This window comes from Chryseobacterium sp. MA9 (assembly GCF_024399315.1).
Classification (GTDB): Bacteria; Bacteroidota; Bacteroidia; order Flavobacteriales; family Weeksellaceae; genus Chryseobacterium.
On the sequence record NZ_CP075170.1, the window covers coordinates 3,837,790 to 3,863,878 of the forward strand.

The window sequence follows — 26,089 nt, forward strand, 5'->3', positions numbered from 1 at the left end:
CAAAGAATAGTGACGAATGACAATTTTTACAGATTTTGTTGTTGCAATTGAGGGATAATTGACGAAATAAAACTTCTTGAAACCGGAATTTCAAAACCAATTTCTGGAAGAATTAATTTATAGCCCTGAGCATTTCCTTTAAGATTTTTGACCTTTCCAAGATTGACAATATAGGAACGGTGGCATTTTTTGACAGAGCTGGTTTCGATTTGTTGTAAAGCATTGGATAAACTGATTCTGACCAAGAGTTTTTTTATAGTATTATTCTCTAAAAAGTAAAATGTACAGTAATTTTCCATCGATTGGGCGCAGAGGAAATCATTTTCATTTATGATCAGTTCCAGGTTCTGTGCTGATATCTTTAATAGATTTTGCTGTAATTCAGGAATAGAAACCGGAAGATGCTGAGAAATATTCCGCGCTGTATTTTCATGAATATTTTTTAAATAGATATACCGTGATAAAACATAGATGATAGAAATTGGAATCCCGACTGCCAGAGAATAAAGGAACATATAAAAATAATTGACCAGATCAAGTTTTACATGGCTCAGGAATAATGAATTGTAAAAGTAGGATAGAATTGATCCAACGAATAGAATGAAAATTATTTTTAAAAGCTCCGTACCAATATTCCAGTTGCTAAAATGGGAAGTCATAAGATTGGCCATGAAAAATGCAGTTCCAAAAATAATACAATAAGGGAAGAGTAATAAAAACTTATAAGGGTGATGAAAGTCTTCCGTACCAAAGGGTTGAAAAATAATCAGAAACAGATATACAGAAACTCCGGCTCCCAAAGAAGAAACGAAAATTTCTTTGAAAGATTCGGATTTTGGGTATGAATATGCTGCAAATGAAAACATAAAAACAGGGATTTAGCTTTCTGATGGCTCAATAAGATTACTGTTGTCAATAAGACTTTGAGGCAGATCTTTTTTATTTTTTATTCCTAATGATTTCAGCTTTTGAGTCTGGATCACAAGATTATCATTTCCTGTATGAAGCTGTTTGTAGGCATCATTATATACATTCTTTGCCTGATCAAGATTTCTCCCAACTTTCTCTAAGTTATCCACAAAACCTACAAATTTGTCATACAGTCTTGCCCCACGTTCAGCAATTTCTATGGAATTTCGGTTTTGGTATTCACGTTTCCAAAGGTCCGCAATCAATTTAAGAGAAGTGATTAGGTTGCTTGGATTAAGCAGAAGGATTCTTCTCTCATAGGCATAGTTCCAAAGATTCTGATCTGCCTGCATAGCCGCAATATAGGCAGGTTCACTAGGAATAAACATCATCACGAAATCCAGTGATTTTCCATAGTCATCATATGCTTTCTGACTCAATTGTGTAATATGGTTTTTGATAGATCCGAGGTGCTGGCTTAGTTTTATAGCGTAAACATCAGCATCGGTTTCGTCTACCAATTCTGTGAAGGCAGTCAGTGATACTTTAGAATCAATGATGACATTTCTTTCATCCGGATATTTTACAACAGCATCCGGCCGCATTTTCTTTCCGGAGAACTCAGAGAATAAAGCTTTGTTATCTTCATCACGTAATTCATGTTCCAGGAAATATTCTCTGCCTTTTACCAATCCTGATTTCTCAAGAATGCTTTCCAGAATCATTTCGCCCCAGTTCCCCTGAGTTTTGCTTTCTCCTTTCAGAGCACGGGTCAGTTTTTTGGCATCTTCGGAGATCTGCTGGTTCAGTTCTGCCAGTTCTTTCACTTTTTCGGCAAGGGAGAAACGTTCTTTATTTTCCTTTTCGTAGGCTTCGTTGACCTTGTTTTTTAAGTCGGCAATTTTTTCCTGAAAAGGCTCAAGGATATTTTTTAAGTTATTTTGATTTAAAGTAGTAAACTTTTCTGTTTTTTCTTCTAAAATTTTGTTAGCAAGGTTTTCAAACTGAAGTTTAGATTCTTCCTGGATCTTGATAATTTCTTCTTTTTGGGTATCAAGAGATTTCTGGAGACCTTCATTTTTGGCAGAAAGTTCAGAGTTTTTAGCAAAAAGAGTCTGCTTTTCAAGAATATGATTTTCTATCTGAGAAGTCTGTCTCTGATTGACTTGTTTTAATTCCTGAAACTGAATATGTAAGGAAGAATATTCGGCGGAGATTTTAGAAAATTCATTTTTCAGATCATCTAAAAGATCCTGCTGCAGCGTATTGGCTTCTTTTTCATTGCTGATATTCTGATGAAGTTCCTGAATCTTCAGATTTGAATTTTCAAGATCAGACTGGGTTTTAATAGATAAGGTGTTCAGCGCATCATAAGAACTTCTTGAAACCATTGATGATTTCAGTACAAAATATAATATAACTGCGCCAAGTATACCACCGGCAATCAACCCAATAATTAAATATAGCATCTCCATCTTCCAAAATTATGAAAAAAGGCTGGAAGCTGGAAGAAAGATACCGGAAGTTACTTCACTCCTCCTTCTTCCAGCTTCCTTTCTAAACAAGAATACTTATATTTATAGGAAATTTCAGAGAATTATGAATATTTTGTTGGTAGAAGATGATCAAAGAATCAGCAATTTCCTGATAAAAGGCCTTTCCGAGGCTGGATATAATCTCACCCTTGCAGATTCCGGGGAAAAAGCGCGTGAACTTCTTCATACCTATGATTTTGATCTTATTTTAATGGATATTATGCTTCCCGGATTAGATGGGATGCAGCTTACCCAGATTATAAGATTTAAAGGAAACTATACGCCGATTTTGGTTTTAAGTGCACTGAACAGCCCTGATGATAAGATCAAAATGCTGGACATGGGAGCTGACGATTATTTATCAAAACCTTTCCATTTTGAAGAACTGATTTCAAGGATTAAAGCTTTAACCAGAAGAAATAAATTAAGCTATCAGAAAGAAGACCAATATTTATCATGTGGAAATATCGTCATTGATACAGATCTTCATAAAGTAACGCAGAACGATAAGGAAATAGAATTTTCCCCTACAGAATACAAACTTTTTACTTTCCTGATGGAGAATAAAAATAAGGTGCTGAGCAGAACTCAGATTTTACATAAAGTTTGGGGAATTGATTTTGATAATACAACGAATGTAGTAGATGTTTATATCTCCTATGTCCGTAATAAGATTGATGAAACAGAACAGAAAATTATTCATACCGTAAAAGGAACAGGATATTTGATCAAAGACTGAAAATGACTCTCAGAAACAGATTTACCCTTATTTCAAGCCTTTCATTCGGCATTGTTTCTATCATCACATCTGCGGTGATATTTTTTGCCTATTATGACAGTACCAAGATTTTTTATTTTGAAAAACTGAGAAATACAGCTCTTATTTCTGCCATTTATTATCTTGAAAAAGATGAGCTTCCAAAAGATAGACATGCCCAAATAAAAAAAGAATATAATCATCTTATCCAGAATAACAGGGTAGCGGTCTACAATCAGAATAATGAAGTGACGTTTGGGCATAATCTGAATGATAAAAATATAAAGCTTTCCCATTTACAGGCTGTCCGGAATAATAAGGGAATACAGTTTATGTCTGATAATCAATTTTATTACGGGATTTTTTATCCGGATAACCAGGGAGATTTTGTGGTTTTTGTGAAATCCTCTAACGACTCCTTTCAATCACAGATACTGAGGCTTGCGATTATTATGCTTTCCGTATTGGTTATTGGGCTGCTTGCGATTTATTTTCTGAGCAGATATCTTTCAAAGGTAGTTTATAAACCTATTTCCAATGTTGTAGAACGAATCAATAAAGTGGAATATAATAATATTTCTACGGCAATTATTACTTCCACAAATACCAATGATGAAATTGAAGATCTTATAAAATCATATAATAAACTGCTGGGCAGAATTTCTGAAAACGTACTCTTACAGCAGAACTTTATCAATTATGTTTCTCACGAATTTAAAACACCCTTAGCTGCTATCTCCGGAAATCTGGAAGTCTTTGCTCAAAAAGACCGTACGCCGGAAGAATATAGGGAAGTAGCAAAAGAGTCTTTGGAAAATGTATATGAGATTGAAAATATTCTCAACAATCTTTTGCTGATGTCCGGAATGACAAAACTTGAATCTTCTCACAAACTAATGAGAGTGGATGAGCTGATCTGGAAAATTTATGAAAAATTAGAATCTAAAGCAAAAGAAAATAATTCATTCATAAAAATACAGCTTCAGGTGACAAAACCTGCTTTGCTGGAATTTCCTGGAAATGAAATGCTGCTGTACTTAGCATTATATAATATTGTGGAAAACGCCATCAAATATTCTTATGGCAAACCTGTAGTTGTTACACTGTCTGAAAAAGATAATCAGTTGTACATCGAGATCAGAGATGAAGGAAGAGGAATTCCGGCAGATGATCTTGCAAAAATATCTGAGACTTTCTACAGAGGGAAAAATGTAGATACTGTGAAAGGAAGCGGAATTGGTTTGTCGCTTTCCAAAAGTATTTTTGATCATCATCATATTGTGATGAAAATTGATTCTGCTATTAATGTCGGGACAAGTGTTCTTCTTGAATTTCCGGCTCATTCATCATTGTGTTCTTTGTAAAATTATTTGTGTTTTTCGTATTTAAAAACAAGTTCTAATCAAACTCTAATGTTGAACTAACCGAATTTTAATTTTCTTTACAATTCCCTCTAATATTAGACAAATAGCTTTGTGGTCTTAAAATAAGAGACCTTGAAGAAGCTATTTTTTACACTATTTTATATTCATTGTTTCAGTTTCTTTTCAGCACAGATTTCAGACACCCTGAAAATTGGCAGAAAGGAAGCTGAGACTATTTTTTTGGCTAAAAACCTAGACCTCATTGCACAGAAGCTTGAAATTTCACAAGCCGAAGCAAGAGTTGTTCAGGCTAAATACTGGCCCAATCCAAAATTAAGCATCAGCGAAGTGAATCTATGGAGAACCTATGACATAGAAGAACAGCCTGCGCTCATTGGAAACTGGGGAAAGAATTCCCAGATTTCTGCTGAGATAGAACAGGTGATTCAGACAGCAGGTAAAAGACGAAAAAATATTGAACTGCAGAAAATAGAAGTGGAAGGTGAGAAGTATGAACTGCAGGAAGTATTGCGTGAACTTAAGAAAACACTTAGAAATACCATTACCGAGATTCTTTACAATCAGGAACAACAGAAAATTTATCAGGGGCAGATTGCTTCTATTGAGAAATTAACAAAATCCTATAATAATCAATTAAACCTCGGAAACATCAGTAAAGCTGAATATGTCCGCTTAAAAGCACAGGAAATTGAATTCAAAAAGAAACTGATTTCATTAAAACAGGAAATTGAAGATCAGCAGGTAGAGCTTAAAGCCCTATTGATGCTGCCTTCTCAATCATATCTGGTGATATCAGATTTATTTGGGATGCCTGAAAAACAACTTTCAGAGTTGGAAGTGACACAATGGATAGATAAGGCAAAAGAAAACCGCCCGGATATCATGATCTCAAAAAATAAAGAGAAACATGCTACGAAAAACCTGGAAATTCAAAATGCAATGAAAACCCCTGATGTTGCTGTTTCTATAGGATATGACCGTGGCGGGAATATCATGAAAGACTTTATAGGACTGGGTGTTTCTATGGACCTTCCCATTTTCGACCGTAACAAAGGAAATATTCAGGAAGCCAGGCTTGAGATTGAGAAAAGCAAACTTGAAACCCGTAAAAATATGCTGAAATCCGAGAACGAAATTGTATCGGTTTTCAGAAATTATATCAGAACACAGCAGGTTTCAGAAGAGATTAATGAAAACTATGAATCTACGCTGGACGGTCTGCTGGTAAGCCATGAAAAAAATTTCAGACTAAGAAATATCAGCATGCTGGAGTACATGGACTTTCTGGATACCTACATCGGGAATAAAATGATCATCCTGGATACTAAAAAAGAACTTAATCAATACTACGAAAACCTGCAGTATGTTGTAGGACAAGATTTATAAGATATGAACAAGAATATTACCCAATACATTGCTGCAGCTTATCTGTCTGCCCTCATCATTGTTACAGGCTGTGCCGGAAAAGAAGAGAATAAAGAAGCTGAAAAAGGTTATTGTATCACCAAAGAACTCAAAAAAGATATTAAACTGGCCAAAGCAGAAATGCTTCCCATAGAAGAAAGTATTACCCTTACCGGAGAAGTGGAAAGCAATTCGGATAAAACGGTTCCTTTCGTAAGTCTTGTGGATGGAGTGGTGATTGATACCTATTTTTCCCTCGGAGATTATGTGAAAAAAGGGCAGGCTCTGGCAAGTGTAAAAAGTACAGCCGTAAACGAAATGCAGGATGATACTCAAACTTTACAGGCTCAGCTGGCTGTCGCAAAAAGAAAACTGTCCTCTGTAGAAGCGATGTATAAAGATGATATTGCCTCTCAGAAAGATTTGCAGGAAGCGCGTTCTGAAGTGGCCATACTGCAATCCAATATTTCCAAAACACAGAAAAATATGCAGCTGTATTCAGCGGGTGGAAATACCATTCAGATAAAAGCTCCGGCAGATGGATATGTTATTTCAAAGAATATTTCGAAAGGAATGCCTGTTACTGCTGGCGGAGATCAGCTGTTTACGATTTCCAATCTGGATAAAGTATGGGTAATGGCTAATGTATATGCTACCAACATGAGACATGTTTATGTAGATCAGCCTGTAGTAGTAAAAACACTTGCTTATCCGGATGACAGCTTTGCAGGAAAAATCAATACTATTTCTCAGGTTTTTAATGAAAATGAAAGAGTACTAAAGGCTAAAATCATTATGGATAATAATGGAATGAAGCTGAGACCAGGAATGTCCGCAGATGTTGTACTACCTATTAATTCCCAAAATAAAAGTGCATTGGCTATTCCTGCAAAAGCTTTAATCTTTGATAATAACCAAAGCTATGTAGTGGTTTACAAAAAAGACTGTGAGCTTGAGATCAGACCGGTAACCGAGATTACTTCCAACAGCCAGTATATTTATGTAGAAGGTAATTTAAAACCAGGTGAAAATGTGATTGCTTCCAACGGACTGCTGATCTATGAAAATCTGAAAAATCAATTAAATAATTCCACGAAGTAATGCGAAAGTTTGTCCAGAATATAGTTTCCTTCTCGTTAAAAAACTCACTGATCGTTCTTTTGGGAACTTTTCTTTTGCTGGCAGGAGGAATCTATTCCTATATGCATACGCCCATTGAAGCATTTCCGGATGTTACCAATACAAGGGTACGAGTTATTACCCAGTGGCCGGGAAGAAGTGCTGAAGAAATTGAAAAATTTGTCACATTACCCATTTCCAAAGAAATGAATGCCATTCCAAACAAAACGTCGGTGCGTTCCATTTCCTTATTTGGATTATCTGTGGTGACGGTTATTTTTGATGATCATGTGAATGATTTTTATGCACAGCAGTATGCTTCCAATAAACTCGGAAATGTAGAACTTCCAGCCGGAGCAGAGTATAGTATTGAGCCTCCTTCGGGTGCAACAGGTGAAATTTACAGATATATTATCAAAAGTAAACTTCCTATCAAAGAAGTAACAGCCATCCAGGATTGGGTGGTGGAAAGAGAATTGCTTGCCGTTCCTGGTGTAGCTGATGTCGTAAGCTTTGGTGGAGAAGAAAAAACCTATGAAATAAAAATTAATCCTACGGAACTACACAATTACGACCTTTCCCCACTGGATGTGTATGAAGCGGTTTCGAAGAGTAATATCAATGTAGGAGGAGATGTAGTGGCAAAAGGTGATCAGGCTTATGTAGTGCGGGGGATCGGTCTTTTAGAGAAAAAAGAAGATATTGAGAATATTCAGATTGAAGTAAAAGGATCTACGTCTATTTTGGTAAAACATGTAGCAGAAGTAAAAGTTTCAGCAAAACCGAGATTAGGACAGGTAGGATACAACAAAGAAAATGATGTTGTAGAAGGAATTGTAATTATGCTTCGTGGTGAAAACCCAAGTGAAGTCATTGCAAGACTGAAAGACAGAATCGAGCAGCTGAACGGGGGAGAACTTCCCGGCGATGTTCAGATTGTTCCGATCATTGATCGAACGGAGCTTGTAAACACTACGGTTCATACTGTTTCCAAAAACCTTATTGAAGGAGTCATTCTCGTTTCTATCATTGTATTTATTTTTCTTTATAATTGGAGAACCACTTTTATTGTAGCATCAGTTATTCCTTTGGCTTTCCTGTTTGCTATTATTATGCTCAAAATTCAGGGATTACCAGCCAACTTGATTTCCATGGGAGCATTGGATTTCGGACTGCTTCTGGAAGGAACACTGGTGATTGTCGAACACGTCTTTGTGGCCCTCGAACTTAAAGCCAGGGCGATAGGAGTTCGGAGATTCAATAAGATTTCAAAACTGGGAATCATTAAGAAAAGCGCAGGAAGTGTGGCAAGCTATATTTTCTTTGCCCTGTTGATTCTTATCGTTGCTCTGATGCCGATTTTCTCTTTCCAGAAAGTTGAAGGAAAAATGTTCTCTGTTCTCTCCATTGGCATTCACGCTGGGATATGCATTATTGGGATCACTGATCTTGAGTTTAACCTACGTTCCGGCCATGTGTAAACTTTTGTTGACGAAAAATATTGAAGAGAAAGAAAACTTTATTTCAAGATTCTTCAGAGTTAATATTTATAGAATTTATGAATTCAGCGACCGTCACAAAAAAGGATTTATCATTGGTTTCATTGCTTTGCTTGCCGTTTGCGGATGGAGATTCTCCAATTACGGATCGGAATTTTTACCCAAACTGAACGAAGGTGCAATCTATGTAAGAGCAACTCTTCCAAACAGTGTTAATCTAGATGAATCTGTACGATTGACCAAAGAAATGAAGGAGATTCTCATGAAGTATGATGAAGTAAAATTTGTCATGACTCAGACAGGCCGTCCCAATGATGGAACTGATCCTACCGGATTTTTTAATATTGAATTCAACATACAGCTGAAGCCGGAAAATGAATGGAAGAAAAAAATATCCAAAGAAGAACTTCTTGAAGAAATGAGGGTTTCCCTTGAAAAATATCCGGGAATCAACTTTGGATTCAGCCAGCCGATACAGGATAATGTGGAAGAATATGTAGCAGGAGTAAAAGCCCCATTGGTCATTAAAATTTTTGGAAATGATCTTTTCGAACTTGAAAATTATGCCAATAAAGTAGCCAATTCCATCAGAACAGTTCCTGGAATATCAGACGTGAATGTTTTCAAAAATATCGGGCTTCCGGAACTGAGAATACAGCTTCACGATTCCAAAATGGCAAAATATGGAGTGTCCACAGCAGACGCACAGGCTGTCATCGAAATGACAATTGGAGGGCAGGCTGCTACGAAGTTTTACGAAGAAGAAAGAATGTTCGACGTAATGCTTAGGTTTGAAAAAGAATATAGAGACACTCCCGAAAAGATGGGAAATATTCTCATCCCGACTCAGGATAATAAAAAAGTTCCGTTGAAAGAAATTGCAACGATTGATTATCATACCGGACCGTCATTTATTTACCGTGAAGGAAACAGCAGATACATCGGAGTTGGATTCAATATTGAAGGGCGTGATCTGGGAAGTACCATCAAAGAAGCAAAAGCAAAAGTAGATAAAGATGTAAAGCTTCCGAAAAATCATAAAATGACATGGGCCGGGGAATTTGAAAGTAAAGAAAGAGCCGCCAAACAGCTGGCTATGGTTGTGCCGATTTCTTTAGTTCTTATTCTGATGCTGTTGTATTTCAATTTCGGAAACATAAAAGATACACTGATTTCATCCATTACACTGGCATTTGCGTTTATCGGAGGATTTTTATCCCTTTGGTTTACCGGAACCATCTTTGGAATTTCAGCAGGAATCGGTTTCATCATTCTTTTTGGAGTGGCAACCATAGACGGTATCGTTCTGATTGGGGTCATGAAAGAGAATCTGCAAAACAGAATGTCACTCAAAGAATCTATTTCTCTGGGAGTCAAAAGCAGAATCCGTCCGGTAGTGATGATTGCCTTAATGGGATCTATGGGACTTCTTCCGGCAGCTATGTCAAACGGAATGGGCTCTGAAATTCAAAAACCTTTAGCCATTATGATTGTTGGAGGGTTGATTGTCTGTATGCTGCTGTCATTTACAATACTGCCAATTATTTTCCATTATGCCTATCGCAAAAAAGCATAAGGAAGCAATATAGTTTCTTTTATTTTGTTCATTATGAGGCCGGGATCCGTGAGGAAGATCCCGGCCTTTTTTTAGTTAAGAGTTCTTTGTAGATTCTAAGATCTCTATATTTTTTACCACATCACTGCTTTCGCAATTTTTAAGTTCTTTTAAAAGGGCGGGAGTGAGGATCTTCGGGTTCAGAATTTGGGTAGCGACTTTAGCAGCCGCATAATCCACAATACCAATTACAGATTCTCTTAAGAAATTGGGAGTGTTGGATGCAATGACTGCCGTTGCCCATGAAGTGTCTCTTGTTTTTGAAATGGCAAAATCTAGTACAGAATTATCTTTTCCGTTAGAAAGTTTGTCAATAAGATCTACTGGATAGCAGATTTTATTTAAAGAATCCTGAACGTTCTGATTAATGGAAGCAATGACATTATTTATGTTTTCAAAATCCTTTTTCAATGGATTTATCTTCCGGTAAGGCATTATAGTAGCTGCAGAAATTCCCAGATCCAGATTGATGTGTGCATTCATGCCCAAAAATATGTACTGCAATATCAATAGATTCTTGTTTTTAGCAGCCTCAAAGGAGGTATACCATGAATTGCTACATCTTTCTCCTTTGTTGTAGTTATCCCATGCCTGAAGGTATCTTTGTGCAAAAGCAAGATCAAGTGATATCATTCTGGGATTATCTTCAAATTTTTTCTGCTGAATTCCTTTTAGAACCTGTGCAGTCATAATTCTGTAGGTACAGGCAAAATACCCTGCAGGACTCTTATTTTCTTTGCACCAGATGATGATTTCATCCAGTTTTTTCAGAACTTCCTCAATGGTTTTCATGATGGTATTTGTTTATTTAAATATACTAAAAAAGTGAGCTGGAAAGCTCACTTTATGTATTGTTCATTCAGATTATGGGGTGATGATAATTGGGTCTGGAAAAGGTTCAAGAACCAGTGGCTTGCACATGGCAGCAGGTTGGCAGGTTCCTCCCATGCATATAAAATTTGTCATCGTAGTGGTGCCGTCAGGACATCTGATCATGCCTTCACCGTGGCATCCTCCGGGACATTCTGCCGGATAAAGGGTTCCACCAAATACATCTTTGAGTTCTGTTCTCGAAAGTTTTGTAAAATTCATTTTTTTCATGAGATTAAGTTTTAATTATGGTATTGGTTTGTTGGTAACTCACTTATAATTAGGTAAATAAGTTGAATTGTCAATGAGCTAAAGTAATTAAATTAATTCATTGAAACAAGAGATATTATTTAAAATTTTCATATAATTTATAGATAATTGATTGAAATATAGAAGTTTTAAAAATAAATTGTATATTTATTTCCAGACAAAGAGAAATAATAAAGAGGAATCCGAAAATCTTAAAGAGTAGGAAATCAAATTAAACTAAATTAATCATGAAAAATTTAAAAAGCTTAAACAGAAAAGAGTTAAAAACTGTTTTAGGTGGTGCAGCATTAGCTTGTGAAACACCTGTTGATGGAGGCTGTCCGGCAGGATATATATTCTGCAGCAATCCTTATTGCTGTTATCCGCCAAGAAAACCGTATATCTGTTTTGATTAATAAAAAATCCCTCAGTTGAGGGATTTTATTTATTAAGGATTTTCTTTTGAAATTTCATCATGATGCTTAAGATACAAAGGCAGTGCTGCTGAGCCGTACCAAGGGAAGATTTCATAACTGAAAACACCAGCCTGTACAGCGGGATCTGTTTTTACCCATAGCTCAGCTTCTTCCTTAGACTTGGTATTGAATATAAACATGCCGCGGTAGTTTTCTTTATTCTTTTCAAGAAAAGGTCCGGCTACAACAATTTTACCTTCATCTGCCAGTTTGCCGATATTAGCCATATGGCCTTTCATGAGTTCGCCTATTTTGGCTTTATCTTCAATCTTAACAGAGCCTGTTGTCAGCATGACAATAGTATAAGGTTTCATTCCATATTTGTCAGCTCCTAGGGAAGTTGCCAATTCCGGATTAAACTTTGATTTTTCTGCTTTCTTTTCTTGAGCAAAGGACAATGCTGATATGAGGAAGCACACGGTTAGTAATGTTTTTGATTTCATCTTGTTTTATTTTGATAAATATAACAAAACCTTACAGATTTCTGAAACCGAATTTCAAATGATGGTGTGATACAAAAAAACCTCGATAGTTACGAGGTTATCTATTTGTTTTGATGAGGTTACTAATCTTTTATTCTTAAAAACTCTTTTGCCAGTTCAATCATCTTAGGATCTCCGGTATATTTACCATGTTCGTCGGAAAGCTTTACCGTAGGAATCCATTCTTTATTGGGAGCTTGTACGCCAATGAGCTTCATCACGATATTCATTGGTTTCAATCCTACGTCATTCGTAAGGTTAGTTCCGATTCCGAATGAGATACCGATTTTTCCTTTGCAGTAATTGGTTATTTCTTCTACTTTTTCAAGATTTAATGCATCTGAAAAAATAATGTATTTAAACATAGGATTGATGCCATTGCTTTGATAATGGGCAATGGTTTTGTCTGCAAATTCTAAAGCATCACCACTGTCATGACGTACACCATCAAAAAGTTTTGCAAATTTTTTGTCAAACTGCTGGAAGAAAACATCTGTGGTATATGTATCAGACAAGGCAACTCCAAGATCACCTCTATAAACGTCTACCCAGTGTTCCAGAGCCATTTCATTGGCCATTTTGAATCCATATTCGGCAGCATGGAACATAAACCATTCATGAGCATGCGTTCCAATAGGTTTTACACCATATTTCATGGCAAAATGAACATTTGAACTTCCGATGAAAGTTGATTCCCTTTTTTGAGTCAAAGCTTCCATTACCAGGTTCTGCACCTTATAAGAATGTCTTCTTCTCGTCCCAAACTCTGCAAAAGTTACCCCAAGCCTGCCCAATGAGTCTGCTTTTTCTATTGTTTTGCTCATTACCACTTCATTGGAATCCCTTTCCATGTGGTTCATTTCATAATGAAGTTCACTGATCAATGCCAGCAATGGAACTTCCCAAAGAATGGTTCTGTACCAAAGCCCTTCTACAATAACGGAAAGGTCACCTCCTTCCTGATGTATTTTTACTTCAGACGGATCATAATGATAGCCTTCTAAAAAATCAAGATAAGGAAGGTCAATATAAGGACATGTTCTTGCCATGAACTTTTTCTCGTCTTTCGTAAGTTTAAGTTCAGCCATTTTATTAACAGCTTCTCTTAAAGCAACATCAAATCCTTCCGGAAAGTGGTGCTTCCCCCTGTTGATAAATTCGTATTTTACAATAGAACTAGGGAATAGTTTTACCACTGCATTCTGCATGGTTATTTTATAAAAATCATTATCTAGGATAGAGTTCAGTCTTACGTCGTTCATAATATGTGTAATTTTAACGCAAATATAAAAATAAAAAATAAAATCGCCTAAATGTAAGGCGATTTTTTTGAAATATTTCAATGCTTTTGATGGAGTTATTTTCCAAGATAAGAATTGTACATCCAAACTTCTTTCTCCTGTTCGGTAATATAATCGCTCATTTGCGAATTGGTACCTTCATCTCCTGCTTCATCTGTAATATCTAAAAGTTCTCTCTGCAGATCAATGACTACTTTGAACGAACTTAAAATCTGTTCAACACTTTTGGTGCCGTCAGTTACTTCTCTACTTTCTTTAATAGTTGCTATCTTTAAATAATCTGAGTAATTGTGTGCAGGAGTTGCTCCTAATGTCAGGATTCTTTCTGCAATTTCATCAATCTTTAAAACAAGGCTGTTGTACAACTCTTCAAATTTTGGATGAAGGGTGAAAAACTGTTCTCCTTTAATATTCCAGTGAGAACCTCTTGTGTTCTGATAAAATACAGAATAGTTGGCTAAAAGTGCATTTAATTTTTCTGAGATCTTTTTACAATCGGCTTCTTTAAGGCCAATGATACTAGCATTTTTCATATGTATATATTTATTTTTAAGGTCAGATACAATCACCGGCTTCAGTTGAGCAGACGTGAAGTTCTATTAAGGTGACAGATGTGTTTGTCATTTTGTATATCCCAAATTTACGAAATATCGTGCCGAACTCCTCTGATTATTAATAGATGATAACTATACGAAAGTTTTTAAAAATAGTTTGGATGTATCAGATGAGATGTTCAGATTCTCTTTATACATGAAGAATTGTGATAGCTATCTTTTATAATGTAAATTTCATAATTATTTAATACTCATTTTTTCAGGGGAGAAATTTCTATTTTTCAGTTCCTTTTCCGCATGTATATTATGCTTCTCTGATTGTCATTGAGAAACGTGTTCTATTTCGGATGTAAGTATTTGATTTTAATTTTTATATAAGTGTTTGCAGATTAAAAAAATATTACTATTTTTGCACCCTAAAATAAAAAGCAATTAAATGCCTACTATTCAACAATTAGTAAGAAAAGGAAGAGCCACGCTTGCCAAGAAGAGCAAATCGGCTGCCCTTGATTCTTGTCCACAAAGACGTGGTGTATGTACGAGAGTATATACAACTACACCTAAGAAACCTAACTCTGCACTTAGAAAAGTAGCAAGGGTAAGACTTTCTAACGGTAAAGAAGTGAATGCCTATATCCCGGGCGAAGGACATAATCTACAGGAGCACTCGATAGTATTGGTTAGAGGCGGAAGGGTGAAAGACCTACCGGGAGTACGTTACCACATCGTAAGAGGTGCATTAGACACAGCTGGTGTAAATGGAAGAACTCAGAGAAGATCTAAGTACGGAGCTAAGAGACCTAAACCAGGACAAGCAGCTGCTGCTCCTGCAAAAGGAAAGAAAAAATAATCATTAAATAAGGTACAAAAGCAATGAGAAAGACAAAAGCGAAAAAAAGACCGTTGTTACCAGATCCGAAATTTAATGATCAATTGGTAACGAGATTCGTAAACAACTTAATGCTTGACGGTAAGAAGTCAATCGCATTCAAAATTTTCTATGATGCATTAGAGATCGTAGAAACTAAAAAAGGAGATAACGAAAAAACTGCACTTGAAATCTGGAAAGATGCACTTACAAATGTAATGCCTCACGTAGAAGTACGTTCTAGAAGAGTAGGTGGAGCTAACTTCCAAATCCCTATGCCAATCAGAGCTGATAGAAAAATTTCTATGGCAATGAAATGGTTAATCAAGTATTCTAAAGCTAGAAATGATAAGTCTATGGCTTTGAAATTAGCTAACGAAGTTGTAGCTGCTTCAAGAGAAGAAGGTGCTGCTTTCAAAAAGAAATCTGATACTCACAAAATGGCGGAAGCTAACAAGGCTTTCTCACACTTCAAATTCTAATCTGAAATGGGAAGAGATCTTAAATTTACAAGAAATATTGGTATCGCTGCTCACATTGATGCAGGTAAGACTACCACTACAGAAAGGATTCTATTCTATACAGGGGTAAACCACAAAATTGGAGAAGTTCACGATGGTGCTTCTACAATGGACTGGATGGAGCAGGAAGCAGAAAGAGGTATTACCATTACTTCTGCAGCTACCACTTGTTCTTGGAACTTTCCAACAGATCAAGGAAAAGCTTTACCTGAAACTAAGCCTTACCACTTCAACATCATTGATACACCGGGACACGTTGACTTCACAGTAGAAGTAAACAGATCTTTAAGAGTATTGGATGGATTGGTATTCTTATTCTCTGCAGTAGATGGAGTAGAGCCTCAGTCTGAAACAAACTGGAGACTTGCTGACAACTACAAAGTTGCTAGAATGGGATTCGTAAACAAAATGGACAGACAAGGTGCTGACTTCCTTAACGTGGTAAACCAGGTTAAAGAAATGTTAGGATCTAACGCAGTTCCAATTGTTTTACCAATCGGTGCTGAAGAAGATTTCAAAGGTGTTGTTGACTTAATTAAAAACAGAGCTATCATCTGGGATGAAGCAGGACAAGGAGCTACTTTCGAAGTAGTGCCAATTCCTGAAGACATGAAAGCTGAAGTTCTAGAATATAGAGAGAAATTAGTAGAAGCTGTGGCTGACTACGATGAGACTTTGATGGAGAAATTCTTCGAAGATCCAGATTCAATCTCTGAAGACGAAATCAACGAAGCTCTTAGAAAAGCTACTATTGATTTATCTATTATCCCAATGACTTGTGGTTCTTCATTCAAGAATAAAGGAGTACAGTTTATGTTGGATGCAGTATGTAAATACTTGCCTTCTCCATTGGATAAAGATGATATCAAAGGTACTGATCCAAGAACTGACGCTGAAATCACAAGAAAACCATCTGTAGATGAGCCTTTCTCTGCATTAGCATTTAAGATTGCTACTGACCCGTTCGTGGGAAGATTAGCATTCTTCAGAGCATACTCTGGAAGATTAGATGCAGGTTCTTATATCTTGAACACTCGTTCAGGAGATAAAGAAAGAATCTCTAGAATCTATCAGATGCACGCTAACAAACAAAACCCAGTAGAATATATTGAAGCTGGTGATATTGGTGCAGCGGTAGGATTCAAGTCTATTAAAACTGGTGATACTATGTGTGACGAGAAAAACCCAATCGTTCTTGAATCGATGGTTTTCCCTGATCCGGTAATTGGTATCGCTGTTGAGCCTAAAACTAAAGCTGACCAGGATAAAATGGGTAACGCTTTAGCTAAATTGGCTGAAGAAGATCCTACGTTTACGGTTAGAACTGACGAAGCTTCTGGACAAACGATTATCTCTGGTATGGGTGAGCTTCACTTGGATATCATCGTAGATCGTATGAAGAGAGAATTCAAAGTTGAAGTTAACCAAGGACAACCTCAGGTAGAATACAAAGAAAACTTAACAAAAGTTGCTCAACACAGAGAAGTTTACAAAAAACAATCTGGTGGTAAAGGTAAATTTGCTGATATTGTATTTGAATTAGGACCTGCTGAAGAAGGTAAAATTGGTTTAGAATTCATCAATGAGATCAAAGGTGGTAACGTTCCTAGAGAATTTGTTCCTGCAATTGAAAAAGGCTTTAAAGCTGCAATGAAGAACGGTCCTTTGGCTGGTTTCGAAGTTGAAGGTATTAAAGTTGTTCTTAAAGACGGATCTTTCCACGCGGTGGATTCTGATGCTCTTTCATTTGAAATGGCTGCTAAATTAGGATTTAAAGAAGCGGGACGTGCTGCTAAGCCAGTAATTATGGAGCCAATTATGAAACTGGAAGTTGTAACTCCGGAAGAATATATGGGTAACATCATTGGTGACCTTAACAAAAGAAGAGGTACTATCAGTGGTCAGGAAGAGAAAAACGGTGCTGTTGTAATCAAAGGTTCTGTTCCACTTTCTGAAATGTTTGGATATGTAACAACTCTAAGAACACTTTCATCAGGAAGAGCTACTTCTTCTATGGAATTAGAGAAATACCAAGCTACTCCACAAAACGTTGCTGAAGAAATCATAGCTAAAGCAAAAGGTTAATTTTTAAATTAAAGAAATGTCACAAAGAATCAGAATAAAACTAAAATCTTACGATTACAACTTGGTAGACAAGTCTGCTGAGAAAATCGTAAAAACGGTAAAGGCTACTGGTGCTGTTGTAAACGGTCCAATTCCATTGCCAACGAATAAGAGAATCTTCACAGTGTTGAGATCTCCGCACGTAAACAAGAAAGCAAGAGAGCAGTTCCAACTTTCAGCTCACAAGAGACTAATGGATATCTACTCTTCTTCTTCTAAAACTGTTGATGCTCTAATGAAATTAGAACTTCCTTCAGGTGTAGACGTTGAAATTAAAGTGTGATAAATGCATACTTTGCAATGATTATACAAATCCGTTCCTTTTTAGGGACGGATTTTTTTATGAATATTATCTTGATAAGTTTGACCAGGACATGAAAAGCAGATTTGATAACTTACAAATCTGCTTTTTTTGCATTGTACTTTCTGTAACCATAAAAAGCCTTAAAGGGATTACCCTTAACGATAGGATTGATTTGTTTTGGGATTGCAAAGGGTCCTTAGCAGAGATTAATGATCTGATATTAATAGTTCTTTTTCAGGTGACATATGTCATTTCCGTTTGTTTATTTAGAATTAATAAAAATAATAATTTTGCCAAAAATTATCAGATGAATAAAGTAGTATCCTTTTCTCTGCTATTATTGGGTGGGGTTCTTGCCAATGCGCAGAAAGTAAATGATTCAGTAAAACACAAGAATATTGACGAAGTAGAAGTTTTTGGTGAAAGAAAAAAACAGCCGCAAGGGTTGGAAGCAATTACAAGATTGCCATTGAAAACCAGAGATCAGATTCAGAGTATTTCTGTGATCTCCCATAAAGCAATTGAAGAACTAGGAGCACTTACAGTCACTGATGTTGCTAAAAATGTACCCGGTGTAACATTGTTCTCAAGCTACGGAGGAGGAAGTGAAAGTATGTCCATCAGAGGGTACCGCGGTGTTCCGGTATTGAAAAATGGTGTTCAGCTTGATTCTGACTTCCGTACTGCCGGAATGATGACAGATATGCAGGGAGTAGAAAGTATTCAGGTGATCAAAGGATCTGCAGCAGTGAGCCAGGGAATCGGAAACGGTCTTGGATCTGCAGGTGGAGTCATCAATGTAGTAACCAAAAGACCTCAGTTTATTGATCAGACTAATGTAGGTTTCCGATATGGAAGCTGGGATTTTTACAGACCTACAGTAGACTTCCAGAGAGTTTTGGATTCTCAGGGGAAAGTTGCTGTAAGATTCAACGGAGCTTATCAGAATAACAATTCATTCAGAAGCCATGTAAAAGGGGAAAGAATTTATGTAAATCCATCAATCGCTTTCCGTCCGGATGATAAAACATACATCAATGTGGAAATGGATTATCTGCATGATAAAAGAACTCCGGATAGAGGAACCATCAATTTGGCTCCGGGAAATGTAGAAGCATTATATCATATGCCAAAAGGGAAGTTCCTTGGATATACTTCGGATTATGCCATCACTGAAGCATACAATTTTTCTACAACGGCTGTCAGACAGCTTAATGATAAACTAAAAGTAAGAGCTGCATTTGTGAATTCTATGAGCAATTCAGATAGCGAAGCATCATCAGTTTCATTGCCAACAGGAGGCACAGATTATAATATCAGACAACGCACCATTGGTAAGTCAGAATCATTGGATATCAACAGAGTTTTACAGTTGGATTTCATTGGTGAGAAAGTAAAAACAGGAATCATTAATCATACTTTTCAGGTTGGTTTTGACTGGAGAGAAACAGAAACATCTTCCGTTACTTATGAAGCCTATAAAAACTCCATTGCCCCTGAAAATTTAATTACAGCAAGGCCAACAGAAATTGGTGGTGTGAAATATGCAGCCAATCCGCTTGATATATTTGACGTAGTAAACGGATCTATTTCTAACGCACTCCCGGCAAATGTTGTTTATAAAAGCCTTGGACGTTCCAATTCTGTATTGACTCCAAGCATCGGAGCAATGGCTCAGGATGTGATGTCAATAGGTAAATATGTAAAAGCTCATCTGGGAATCAGATACAGCAGACTAAATGGTTCTGCCAATGAATCTGTAGATACATGGAATCCTAATTTTGGGTTGATCATTTCTCCCATTGAAAATATTAATGTTTTCGGATCTTATACCACAACTACTTCATTGAGATCTTCTAATAATATTCTTCAGGCTGGAGGATTGGTAGGTCCATCACATACAAAACAATGGGAAGCGGGAATTAAGTCAGACTGGTTTAATGAACGTTTAAGATTCAATGTTACCTGGTTTGATATTAATACAGATAACCTGTCATTCCAGATTTTGGATGCTAACTATAATCCCATTAAAGATGCCAATAAAAATATCCTTTACGGATTAGCAGGTAATCTGAGAAGAAAAGGAGTAGAGGTAGAACTTATCGGAAGAATTTTGCCAAACCTTCAGGTGATGTCAGGATGGGCTTACCTTGATGCACAATATCAGGACAGTCCGGCATATATCAATGGTTCAAGACCAATGAATGCTCCCAAACATACAGCCAATGCATGGTTGAATTATAAATTTAACAAGGGTCTATTAGACAGATTAGATGTAGGGGCAGGAATCTACTATGTGGGACAGCGCCCGGTAGACGAATGGACTCAGAAAACATTCAGTGCAGGTCACATCAACAGTGTAAAACCTGGAGATCAGCCTTTCGATATGCCAGAATATACTACGGTAGATGCTCAGGTAGGATATTCCCTGAAAAACGGAATGGGAGTAAGAGTATTCTTTAATAATATTTTTGATAGTGTAGGATACAGCTCTTATTTCAGAGGAGGATATATTGACCAAATTCAGCCTAGAAACTTTGCTGTACAGGTAAACTATAAATTCTAATCAACAAAATCATTCAATATGAAAAGTATCAAAACAGTATTCTTAGCATTGGCTCTTGGTGCAGCGGCTGTGTCATGTTCCGGAGACAAAAAGAAAGGAATAGATTACAATCAGTTTAAAACAGAAGTGAAACTTACTGCTGAACAGGAAAAAAACTTTAATGAAATTACTGCAAAATATCAGCAGCTTCAGGAGCAGAATTTCCAGGCAGCAAAAGCTCAGGGCGGTAATATGGACCGCGTAGCTTTAGGAATAAAAAATGAAGAACTGAGAGCTCAGCAGTCTATTGAAATGGCTACCGTTTTGGATGCTCCTCAGATGGAAAAGTTCAATAAGTTTGTGGACGAAAATTCCAGAAAAAGACCGAGATATGATAATGCACTGTTAGAGAAAATCAAAACGGAAGCACAGCTTTCTGAAGATGAGTTCAAAGTAGTAAATGCAGCGAATGATGCTTTTGAAAAAGCATTTAATGATGCTCATGATGTGTATCACGGGAATAACGATTTGGCCAAAGAATACTGGGAGAAATTTGATACCCAAAGAAAGGCTGCAATTCAGAAAGCACTAAGCCCTGAACATTATACGAAGTTTGAAGAAATCGTAAAAGAAATTCAGTTCAAAGGAAGAAAATAAACGATATTGATACCAGTGAGGGCTGGAAGCAGAAGAAGGAGATGGATATGATATTGGGCTAAAAGTTCTTACTACTTTTAAGAAAACTTATTCAATTTGGTGAAAGTAGATTAAAGTTAGATCAGTAATCTTTTAAACTCAAATAACTGCCATCAAAAGCTTCATGCTTCCTTGCCCGAATTTGTATTAACTTTTTTTAATTTATTCATATCAATTTTAATTTAAGACATTAAGACGGTAATACCGTCTTAATGTTTTTGCTGTTAAACAATGAGAGTATTACTTAAAAGCCTTTACAGGAAAAGAAGAAAAAACGAATCAGTTACAAAATACCTGATGTGGATTACTCATCTCTGGCTGGGACTTTTATCAAGTAGTATTGTTTTTGTGATGTGTCTTACCGGTTGTCTTTATGCTTTCAAAAATCAAATTATTGATTTTAGCAACAGGGATAAGGTGTACATCAGCCCGAGTTCTGAAAAAGCGATGAATCCAGATCTGATTCAGGCAGAATTATTAAAGCAGAATAAAGAACTTACTTCCCTGATGATTCCGGACGATAAAGGAAATAGCTATATGATTGGTTACCGTGAAAATAATTTGGACAAAAGTACTTATTATAACCAATATACAGGAGAGGTACTGGGACAGCCCGATGTTGGTTCCGGTAGATTCTTTGAAATTGTTCTGGATCTTCACAGAAATCTGATGATGGGAAATATAGGAAGACAGATTGTAGGAGCTTCGGTTCTTATGTTTTGTATTCTGCTGATTTCAGGATTGATTCTCTGGCTCCCGAAGAAACTGAAGTTTTTGAAACAAGGCCTGACTTTCATGTTCAAAGCAAAATTTCAAAGAGTTAATTATGATCTGCACAATACATTGGGTTTTTATACCTTCCTGATGCTGTTCTTTATTGCTGTTACCGGATTATATGTGACTTATCCGTGGGTGAAGAATACTCTTATCATAAGTCTGGGAGGATCATCAATAGATAATATTTCAAAAGAAAAAGACAGTGGAGATGATGCTTTCGGAGGGCTGCTGGAAGATATGCTTCAGAAACAGGACGAAAAGAAAAACCTGAAAGAAGTCACTTCCGCTTCTGTGGATAAGATTTTGAAGCTGGCAGACCATCAGCTTCCTTACCCTGCTGTTACAAGTATAGAGCTTCCTAATGAAGAAAATCCGCGATATGTTGTTATCAAAATCAACAGACAAAACTTTCTGGGAATGATGTTCCCGGATGAAGTAACATTTGATAAAACCGGAGCATTCAAAACGAAAGAACTGTTTTCGGACAAACCTTTGAACAAAAAGTTTACAGCTTTGGCAAAACCATTACATACAGGAGAGATCATGGGGCTGCCAAGTATTATTCTTTACTTTATAGCCTCTCTTATCGGTTGTTCATTACCGGTGACAGGGTTTCTGATCTGGTGGCATAGATTCAGGAAAATGAAATAAGAGAATGGAGTTTAAAACGGTCGTAAATATTTAGATACCTCATATTCATTATCTTTTCCTTGTTTTCAGATTAATTTTTATACATTTATTATTCTAAAACAGAGGATATGGGTCATAAAGGTCAACATTTTTTTGAAAAATTTTCAAACGGGGCTGTAAAATTTACCGGGAGTCCGTCTGCTTTTATCGGAGCTTTCCTTATAGTGGTGATATGGGCGGTTTCCGGTCCTCTTTTTGACTTCTCTGAAACCTGGCAGCTGGTGATCAATACAGGAACGACAATCATTACCTTTCTGATGGTATTCCTGATTCAGAAAGCTCAAAATAAAGATTCAAAAGCAATACAGATCAAGCTGAATGAACTTTTAGCCGCTCACGAAAAAGCCAGTAACCGGATTGTAGATATTGAAGATCTTACAGAGGAAGAACTTGATCAGCTTCATATCTATTATGAAAAACTGGGGCAGCTTGCCAAAAAAGATACAGATATCCATATGTCTCATTCCATTGACGTTGCACAGATAAATCATGATTATAAGTATGAGTTTTTTAAAAGAAGACATGAAGAATGGATGCAGAAGAAGGAACAAAAAAAATAAATGGACTTTTGATTTAAAAAATTCTTTAAACTTTATAACTTGTGTTTTGTTAAGACATGGCTGAGTAAAAGATAAAAATAAAAACCTCTGAGTTATCAGAGGTTTTTTTATGGTTTGTATTATCTCATAAAATAGCTGAAATAGCTACAGCTTCCCATCAGGTTCTTCGTTGTTTCAGTATCAGAATACTGAGCTTTCAACTGAGCAAAATAGGTTCTGTATTTCTGGTTTTTAAGATTGTCCATTTCCTTTTGGCGGGCATCTTCTTTTTCAGACCACTTAGGATCAGAATAATCAAAATCTTTTGGAGCCTTCGCTTCATACTGATAATATTTACCCTGTTCAGCACTTGCCATCTGGAATAAGATTCTTGCTTTTTCTTCCTTATTGTTGGAAAGTTTAAGTGCCTTTTGATAATAGCTGATTGATAGATCAAAATTATCAGGTTCAATATAAGAAGTGTCCAGGAAGTTTTTATAATAATACTTGTAAGGATTCTTTCTATCAGTATTCCAGAAGTCATATTTGCCTCCGTTGCTGTTGTCAATATCCATTACAAATAATTGACGATAGTATCCTAAAATAGAGGTGTTGTACAATAGGTTTCCAATAAGCTGGTTGGCTTTTGCGGCTTTTTCATCTGTTCCGTTTCCTATCTTTTTAAGTTGAATCAATGCATCTGCTAATTCAAGTTTGTCCATACTGGTTTTAATGAAAGGGAAATCGGTATAGCTCTCAGCTTTCATGCTTTCCGCATCCGGACTTCCAAAGCTTTCCCAAACATTATGCCCGAATACAAGATCTGAAATATTTTTAAATCCATCGTATTCAGTAGGAGCATATTGTTTGGTTGTAATGGTCTGTCCATTCTTTTCTGTCCATTCATAATTCTGTCTTGGGATACCGGCAAAGCTTTTTGCTTTTTCATAATAAGATTTCGCCTTTTCAAAATCGGCAAGTCTCATTGCTCTGTCTCCATAAATGGTATTGAAGAATGCATCGATATTACCTACGCTGTCCATGTTTTTGGCAATAATCTGCTGTTCAAACTGAGTTTTATTAGGCTTTCTGTAGAATTCTTCCACACTTTTCACAAGAGCTGAGTTCGGATTGTACTGAAGATCCGAAAGCTTATTGTTCATCAGGAATGATTTTCCGTCTTCACCCTGAAGGAAATAACGGTTTGCCATAACATCCTTAAGGAAATCAGCAGTAGACGGCACTTCACCATAATAATCAAAATTATCTGTAGTGGCTGTGTCTTTCTCTACCTTTTTTTCTACGAAATACTCAGCATAATCTTTCATCAGGTGATCTTCATAGGCAGCGTCAATCCTTGGCTGGGAAACAATGTCATTCAGAACTTTCATTCTTTTGATCTCTTCCAGATATTCAGGGTTTGTTGTTTTAATATCTTCCAGGATTTCTGTGCTTCCCTTGTAATCTTTTTTCAGGAATTTAAGATAAGCATCTGCGATCTGCCAATATTCATCCTTAGACTTTTCTTTGGTTTTGTCGGTGAATTTTTGAAGATCGTCAAGATAGTCCTTCATCTTATCATCATAGCCATAGCCGGAAGTCGTATAGAATGGAATCCTGTTTGGATTGTCCAGCAATTCATCATCGCTTTGATCCGTTTTCTTTCCATCAGCAGACTCTTTAGATTTTGACCCTCCGAACAGGTTTTTAAAGAATCTTACAATTTTTTGCCAGAAAGAAAGCTTTTCCTCTTTTACTTCAGCTGTAGTAGTGGCTTTAGTATCTTTTGAAGTAGTATTGTTATCAGCTTTTCCTCTTTGTACATAGGGATTGTTGGCTGCATCAGAAGTGTAATAATAAGTAGGCAGATAGCTTCTTTCCAGTTCATTGATGCTTCTCGCAGCCATTACCTTCAGGATCTCAGAATCAGGATTGATCTCATACATCTTTTCCATAGTAGGAATAGGATTGTTGAAATCTTCATATCCTAAAAGAAAATAAGCCATATTCTTTTCTTCGTTGGTATTGGCTCTTTTCATGATATTGCTGAAAGATGCCGTATCAGAAAGTTTCATAGAAACAAATGCAGATTCCTTGCGGTCTTTGCTGTTCATGAAGACCTGAAAGAAATTCCAGTTGGCATCACTGTTCATCTCCAATCCTCTTTGTGCTCCCCCCAGCTGATCCAGAGACATGAAATAAACTGATCCTTTCAGTTTAATCGGGGCAACATAGGTTTTAAAAGCCTGCACCGCAGAATCATAATTTCTGGTATAATGATTCAGACGTACCAGCTGATATCCGTAACGCTGTTTGATTTCTGGGTTTCTCGCAGCATTGTACAAAGACGTTAAAGCAGCAATGGTTTTATCATAATCAAGAGCTGTAGCATTTTTTCTGTTGGCATCTCTGTCGTAATAAAATGAATTCTCATTTTCAACATAATTGATGCTCATGTAAGGTTCCAGATACTTGGCTTCAATCAAATAATCAAGGCCTTCCTTATATTTCTGGTAGAATCCTGTTCCCAGCTTTTGTAGAAGAGGATTTGTCGGGTTTCCATTCTTTAAGGCATTCAGGTCGCTCATACTCACTTTATATACCAGATTCTGAGTTTCGGTATAGCTAAGCTGATTGTTAAAGAACTTTTTCCATGTTTCAATATTATCATCAGGAATCAATGCAGGATTGTATCCCCCATAAAATCTGCTTGAATAATTGTGCAGAAAAGGGAGGTAAGCCTTATCCTTGATAATGCTTTGCGTAAAAAGGTTGAAGTAATCATAATCAGGATCTGACCATGCACAGGCGTCAGATTTTGTATAGAAAAGTGATACAACCGCAAGTGAAAGAATATACTTTTTCATAGG

Annotated in this window: 21 protein-coding genes and 1 pseudogene; 14 read left to right on the top strand and 8 right to left on the bottom strand. The window is 36.6% G+C overall.

The window, feature by feature from the left end:
* Positions 1 to 26: 26 nt before the first annotated feature.
* Positions 27 to 866, bottom strand: a complete 840-nt coding sequence (locus KIK00_RS17470; RefSeq protein ID WP_255813635.1) for a LytTR family DNA-binding domain-containing protein — start codon at positions 864 to 866, stop codon at positions 27 to 29.
* 12 nt (positions 867 to 878) lie between these two features.
* A complete protein-coding gene (rmuC, locus tag KIK00_RS17475) occupies positions 879 to 2,384 on the bottom strand; it encodes a DNA recombination protein RmuC (protein ID WP_255813636.1) in 1,506 nt (501 codons plus the stop codon).
* A 124-nt stretch (positions 2,385 to 2,508) separates the two neighbouring features.
* Here rmuC and KIK00_RS17480 point away from each other — a divergent pair, with 124 nt between their 5' ends.
* The 5 genes and pseudogenes from KIK00_RS17480 (at position 2,509) to KIK00_RS17500 (ending at position 10,184) form a co-directional block, all read left to right on the top strand.
* On the top strand, positions 2,509 to 3,183 hold the full coding sequence (locus KIK00_RS17480) for a response regulator transcription factor (protein WP_077413690.1): 675 nt from the start codon (positions 2,509 to 2,511) through the stop codon (positions 3,181 to 3,183).
* 2 nt (positions 3,184 to 3,185) lie between these two features.
* Positions 3,186 to 4,565, top strand: a complete 1,380-nt coding sequence (locus KIK00_RS17485; protein WP_255813637.1) for a HAMP domain-containing sensor histidine kinase — start codon at positions 3,186 to 3,188, stop codon at positions 4,563 to 4,565.
* A gap of 132 nt (positions 4,566 to 4,697) precedes the next feature.
* On the top strand, positions 4,698 to 5,972 hold the full coding sequence (locus KIK00_RS17490; RefSeq protein ID WP_255813638.1) for a TolC family protein: 1,275 nt from the start codon (positions 4,698 to 4,700) through the stop codon (positions 5,970 to 5,972).
* 3 nt (positions 5,973 to 5,975) lie between these two features.
* Entirely contained in the window at positions 5,976 to 7,091 is a 1,116-nt protein-coding gene (locus KIK00_RS17495) for an efflux RND transporter periplasmic adaptor subunit (RefSeq protein ID WP_255813639.1), read from the top strand.
* A pseudogene (locus tag KIK00_RS17500) lies at positions 7,091 to 10,184 on the top strand (efflux RND transporter permease subunit). Before KIK00_RS17495 ends, KIK00_RS17500 begins: the two are co-directional and overlap by 1 nt.
* 75 nt (positions 10,185 to 10,259) lie before the next feature.
* Here KIK00_RS17500 and KIK00_RS17505 read toward each other — a convergent pair.
* Both KIK00_RS17505 and KIK00_RS17510 read right to left on the bottom strand, forming a co-directional pair.
* A complete protein-coding gene (locus KIK00_RS17505) occupies positions 10,260 to 11,015 on the bottom strand; it encodes a DUF5995 family protein (protein ID WP_255813640.1) in 756 nt (251 codons plus the stop codon).
* A 72-nt stretch (positions 11,016 to 11,087) separates the two neighbouring features.
* Positions 11,088 to 11,324, bottom strand: coding sequence for a hypothetical protein (locus KIK00_RS17510; protein WP_255813641.1), 237 nt, complete (start codon positions 11,322 to 11,324; stop codon positions 11,088 to 11,090).
* A 266-nt stretch (positions 11,325 to 11,590) separates the two neighbouring features.
* On the opposite strand from KIK00_RS17510, the gene KIK00_RS17515 reads away from it, so the two are divergent.
* Positions 11,591 to 11,758 (top strand): hypothetical protein, encoded by a 168-nt coding sequence (locus KIK00_RS17515; RefSeq protein ID WP_156106412.1) that lies wholly within the window; start codon positions 11,591 to 11,593, stop codon positions 11,756 to 11,758.
* A gap of 32 nt (positions 11,759 to 11,790) precedes the next feature.
* Here the strand turns inward: KIK00_RS17515 and KIK00_RS17520 are convergent, their stop codons facing one another.
* The 3 genes from KIK00_RS17520 to KIK00_RS17530 all read right to left on the bottom strand — a co-directional run bounded on the left by KIK00_RS17520 (position 11,791) and on the right by KIK00_RS17530 (position 14,134).
* Positions 11,791 to 12,261 (bottom strand): YciI family protein, encoded by a 471-nt coding sequence (locus KIK00_RS17520; protein WP_255813643.1) that lies wholly within the window; start codon positions 12,259 to 12,261, stop codon positions 11,791 to 11,793.
* Between the two features lie 122 nt (positions 12,262 to 12,383).
* Positions 12,384 to 13,562: a nicotinate phosphoribosyltransferase gene (gene pncB, locus KIK00_RS17525; protein ID WP_255813644.1), complete on the bottom strand. Its 1,179-nt coding sequence runs from the start codon at positions 13,560 to 13,562 to the stop codon at positions 12,384 to 12,386.
* A 95-nt stretch (positions 13,563 to 13,657) separates the two neighbouring features.
* Positions 13,658 to 14,134, bottom strand: coding sequence for a Dps family protein (locus KIK00_RS17530; RefSeq protein ID WP_255813645.1), 477 nt, complete (start codon positions 14,132 to 14,134; stop codon positions 13,658 to 13,660).
* 457 nt (positions 14,135 to 14,591) lie between these two features.
* Here KIK00_RS17530 and rpsL point away from each other — a divergent pair, with 457 nt between their 5' ends.
* The 8 genes from rpsL (at position 14,592) to KIK00_RS17570 (ending at position 23,240) form a co-directional block, all read left to right on the top strand.
* A complete protein-coding gene (rpsL, locus tag KIK00_RS17535) occupies positions 14,592 to 15,005 on the top strand; it encodes a 30S ribosomal protein S12 (RefSeq protein ID WP_002983146.1) in 414 nt (137 codons plus the stop codon).
* A gap of 23 nt (positions 15,006 to 15,028) precedes the next feature.
* Positions 15,029 to 15,505 carry a 30S ribosomal protein S7 gene (gene rpsG, locus KIK00_RS17540; protein WP_034694654.1) on the top strand — a complete coding sequence of 159 codons (477 nt, stop codon included), beginning with the start codon at positions 15,029 to 15,031 and terminating at the stop codon, positions 15,503 to 15,505.
* Between the two features lie 6 nt (positions 15,506 to 15,511).
* Positions 15,512 to 17,629, top strand: coding sequence for an elongation factor G (gene fusA, locus KIK00_RS17545; protein WP_255813647.1), 2,118 nt, complete (start codon positions 15,512 to 15,514; stop codon positions 17,627 to 17,629).
* A gap of 16 nt (positions 17,630 to 17,645) precedes the next feature.
* Positions 17,646 to 17,951 (top strand): 30S ribosomal protein S10, encoded by a 306-nt coding sequence (rpsJ, locus tag KIK00_RS17550; RefSeq protein ID WP_002661363.1) that lies wholly within the window; start codon positions 17,646 to 17,648, stop codon positions 17,949 to 17,951.
* Positions 17,952 to 18,279: 328 nt separating this feature from the next.
* Positions 18,280 to 20,538, top strand: a complete 2,259-nt coding sequence (locus KIK00_RS17555) for a TonB-dependent siderophore receptor (RefSeq protein WP_255813649.1) — start codon at positions 18,280 to 18,282, stop codon at positions 20,536 to 20,538.
* A gap of 18 nt (positions 20,539 to 20,556) precedes the next feature.
* Entirely contained in the window at positions 20,557 to 21,174 is a 618-nt protein-coding gene (locus tag KIK00_RS17560; protein ID WP_255813650.1) for a hypothetical protein, read from the top strand.
* A 270-nt stretch (positions 21,175 to 21,444) separates the two neighbouring features.
* On the top strand, positions 21,445 to 22,641 hold the full coding sequence (locus KIK00_RS17565; RefSeq protein WP_255813651.1) for a PepSY domain-containing protein: 1,197 nt from the start codon (positions 21,445 to 21,447) through the stop codon (positions 22,639 to 22,641).
* Between the two features lie 107 nt (positions 22,642 to 22,748).
* On the top strand, positions 22,749 to 23,240 hold the full coding sequence (locus KIK00_RS17570; protein WP_255813652.1) for a low affinity iron permease family protein: 492 nt from the start codon (positions 22,749 to 22,751) through the stop codon (positions 23,238 to 23,240).
* Between the two features lie 119 nt (positions 23,241 to 23,359).
* On the opposite strand, the gene KIK00_RS17575 is transcribed toward KIK00_RS17570, so the two are convergent.
* The gene (locus tag KIK00_RS17575; protein WP_255813653.1) at positions 23,360 to 26,086 is read right to left on the bottom strand and encodes a hypothetical protein; all 2,727 of its coding nucleotides are present in this window, start codon (positions 26,084 to 26,086) and stop codon (positions 23,360 to 23,362) included.
* Between the last annotated feature and the right edge of the window lie 3 nt (positions 26,087 to 26,089).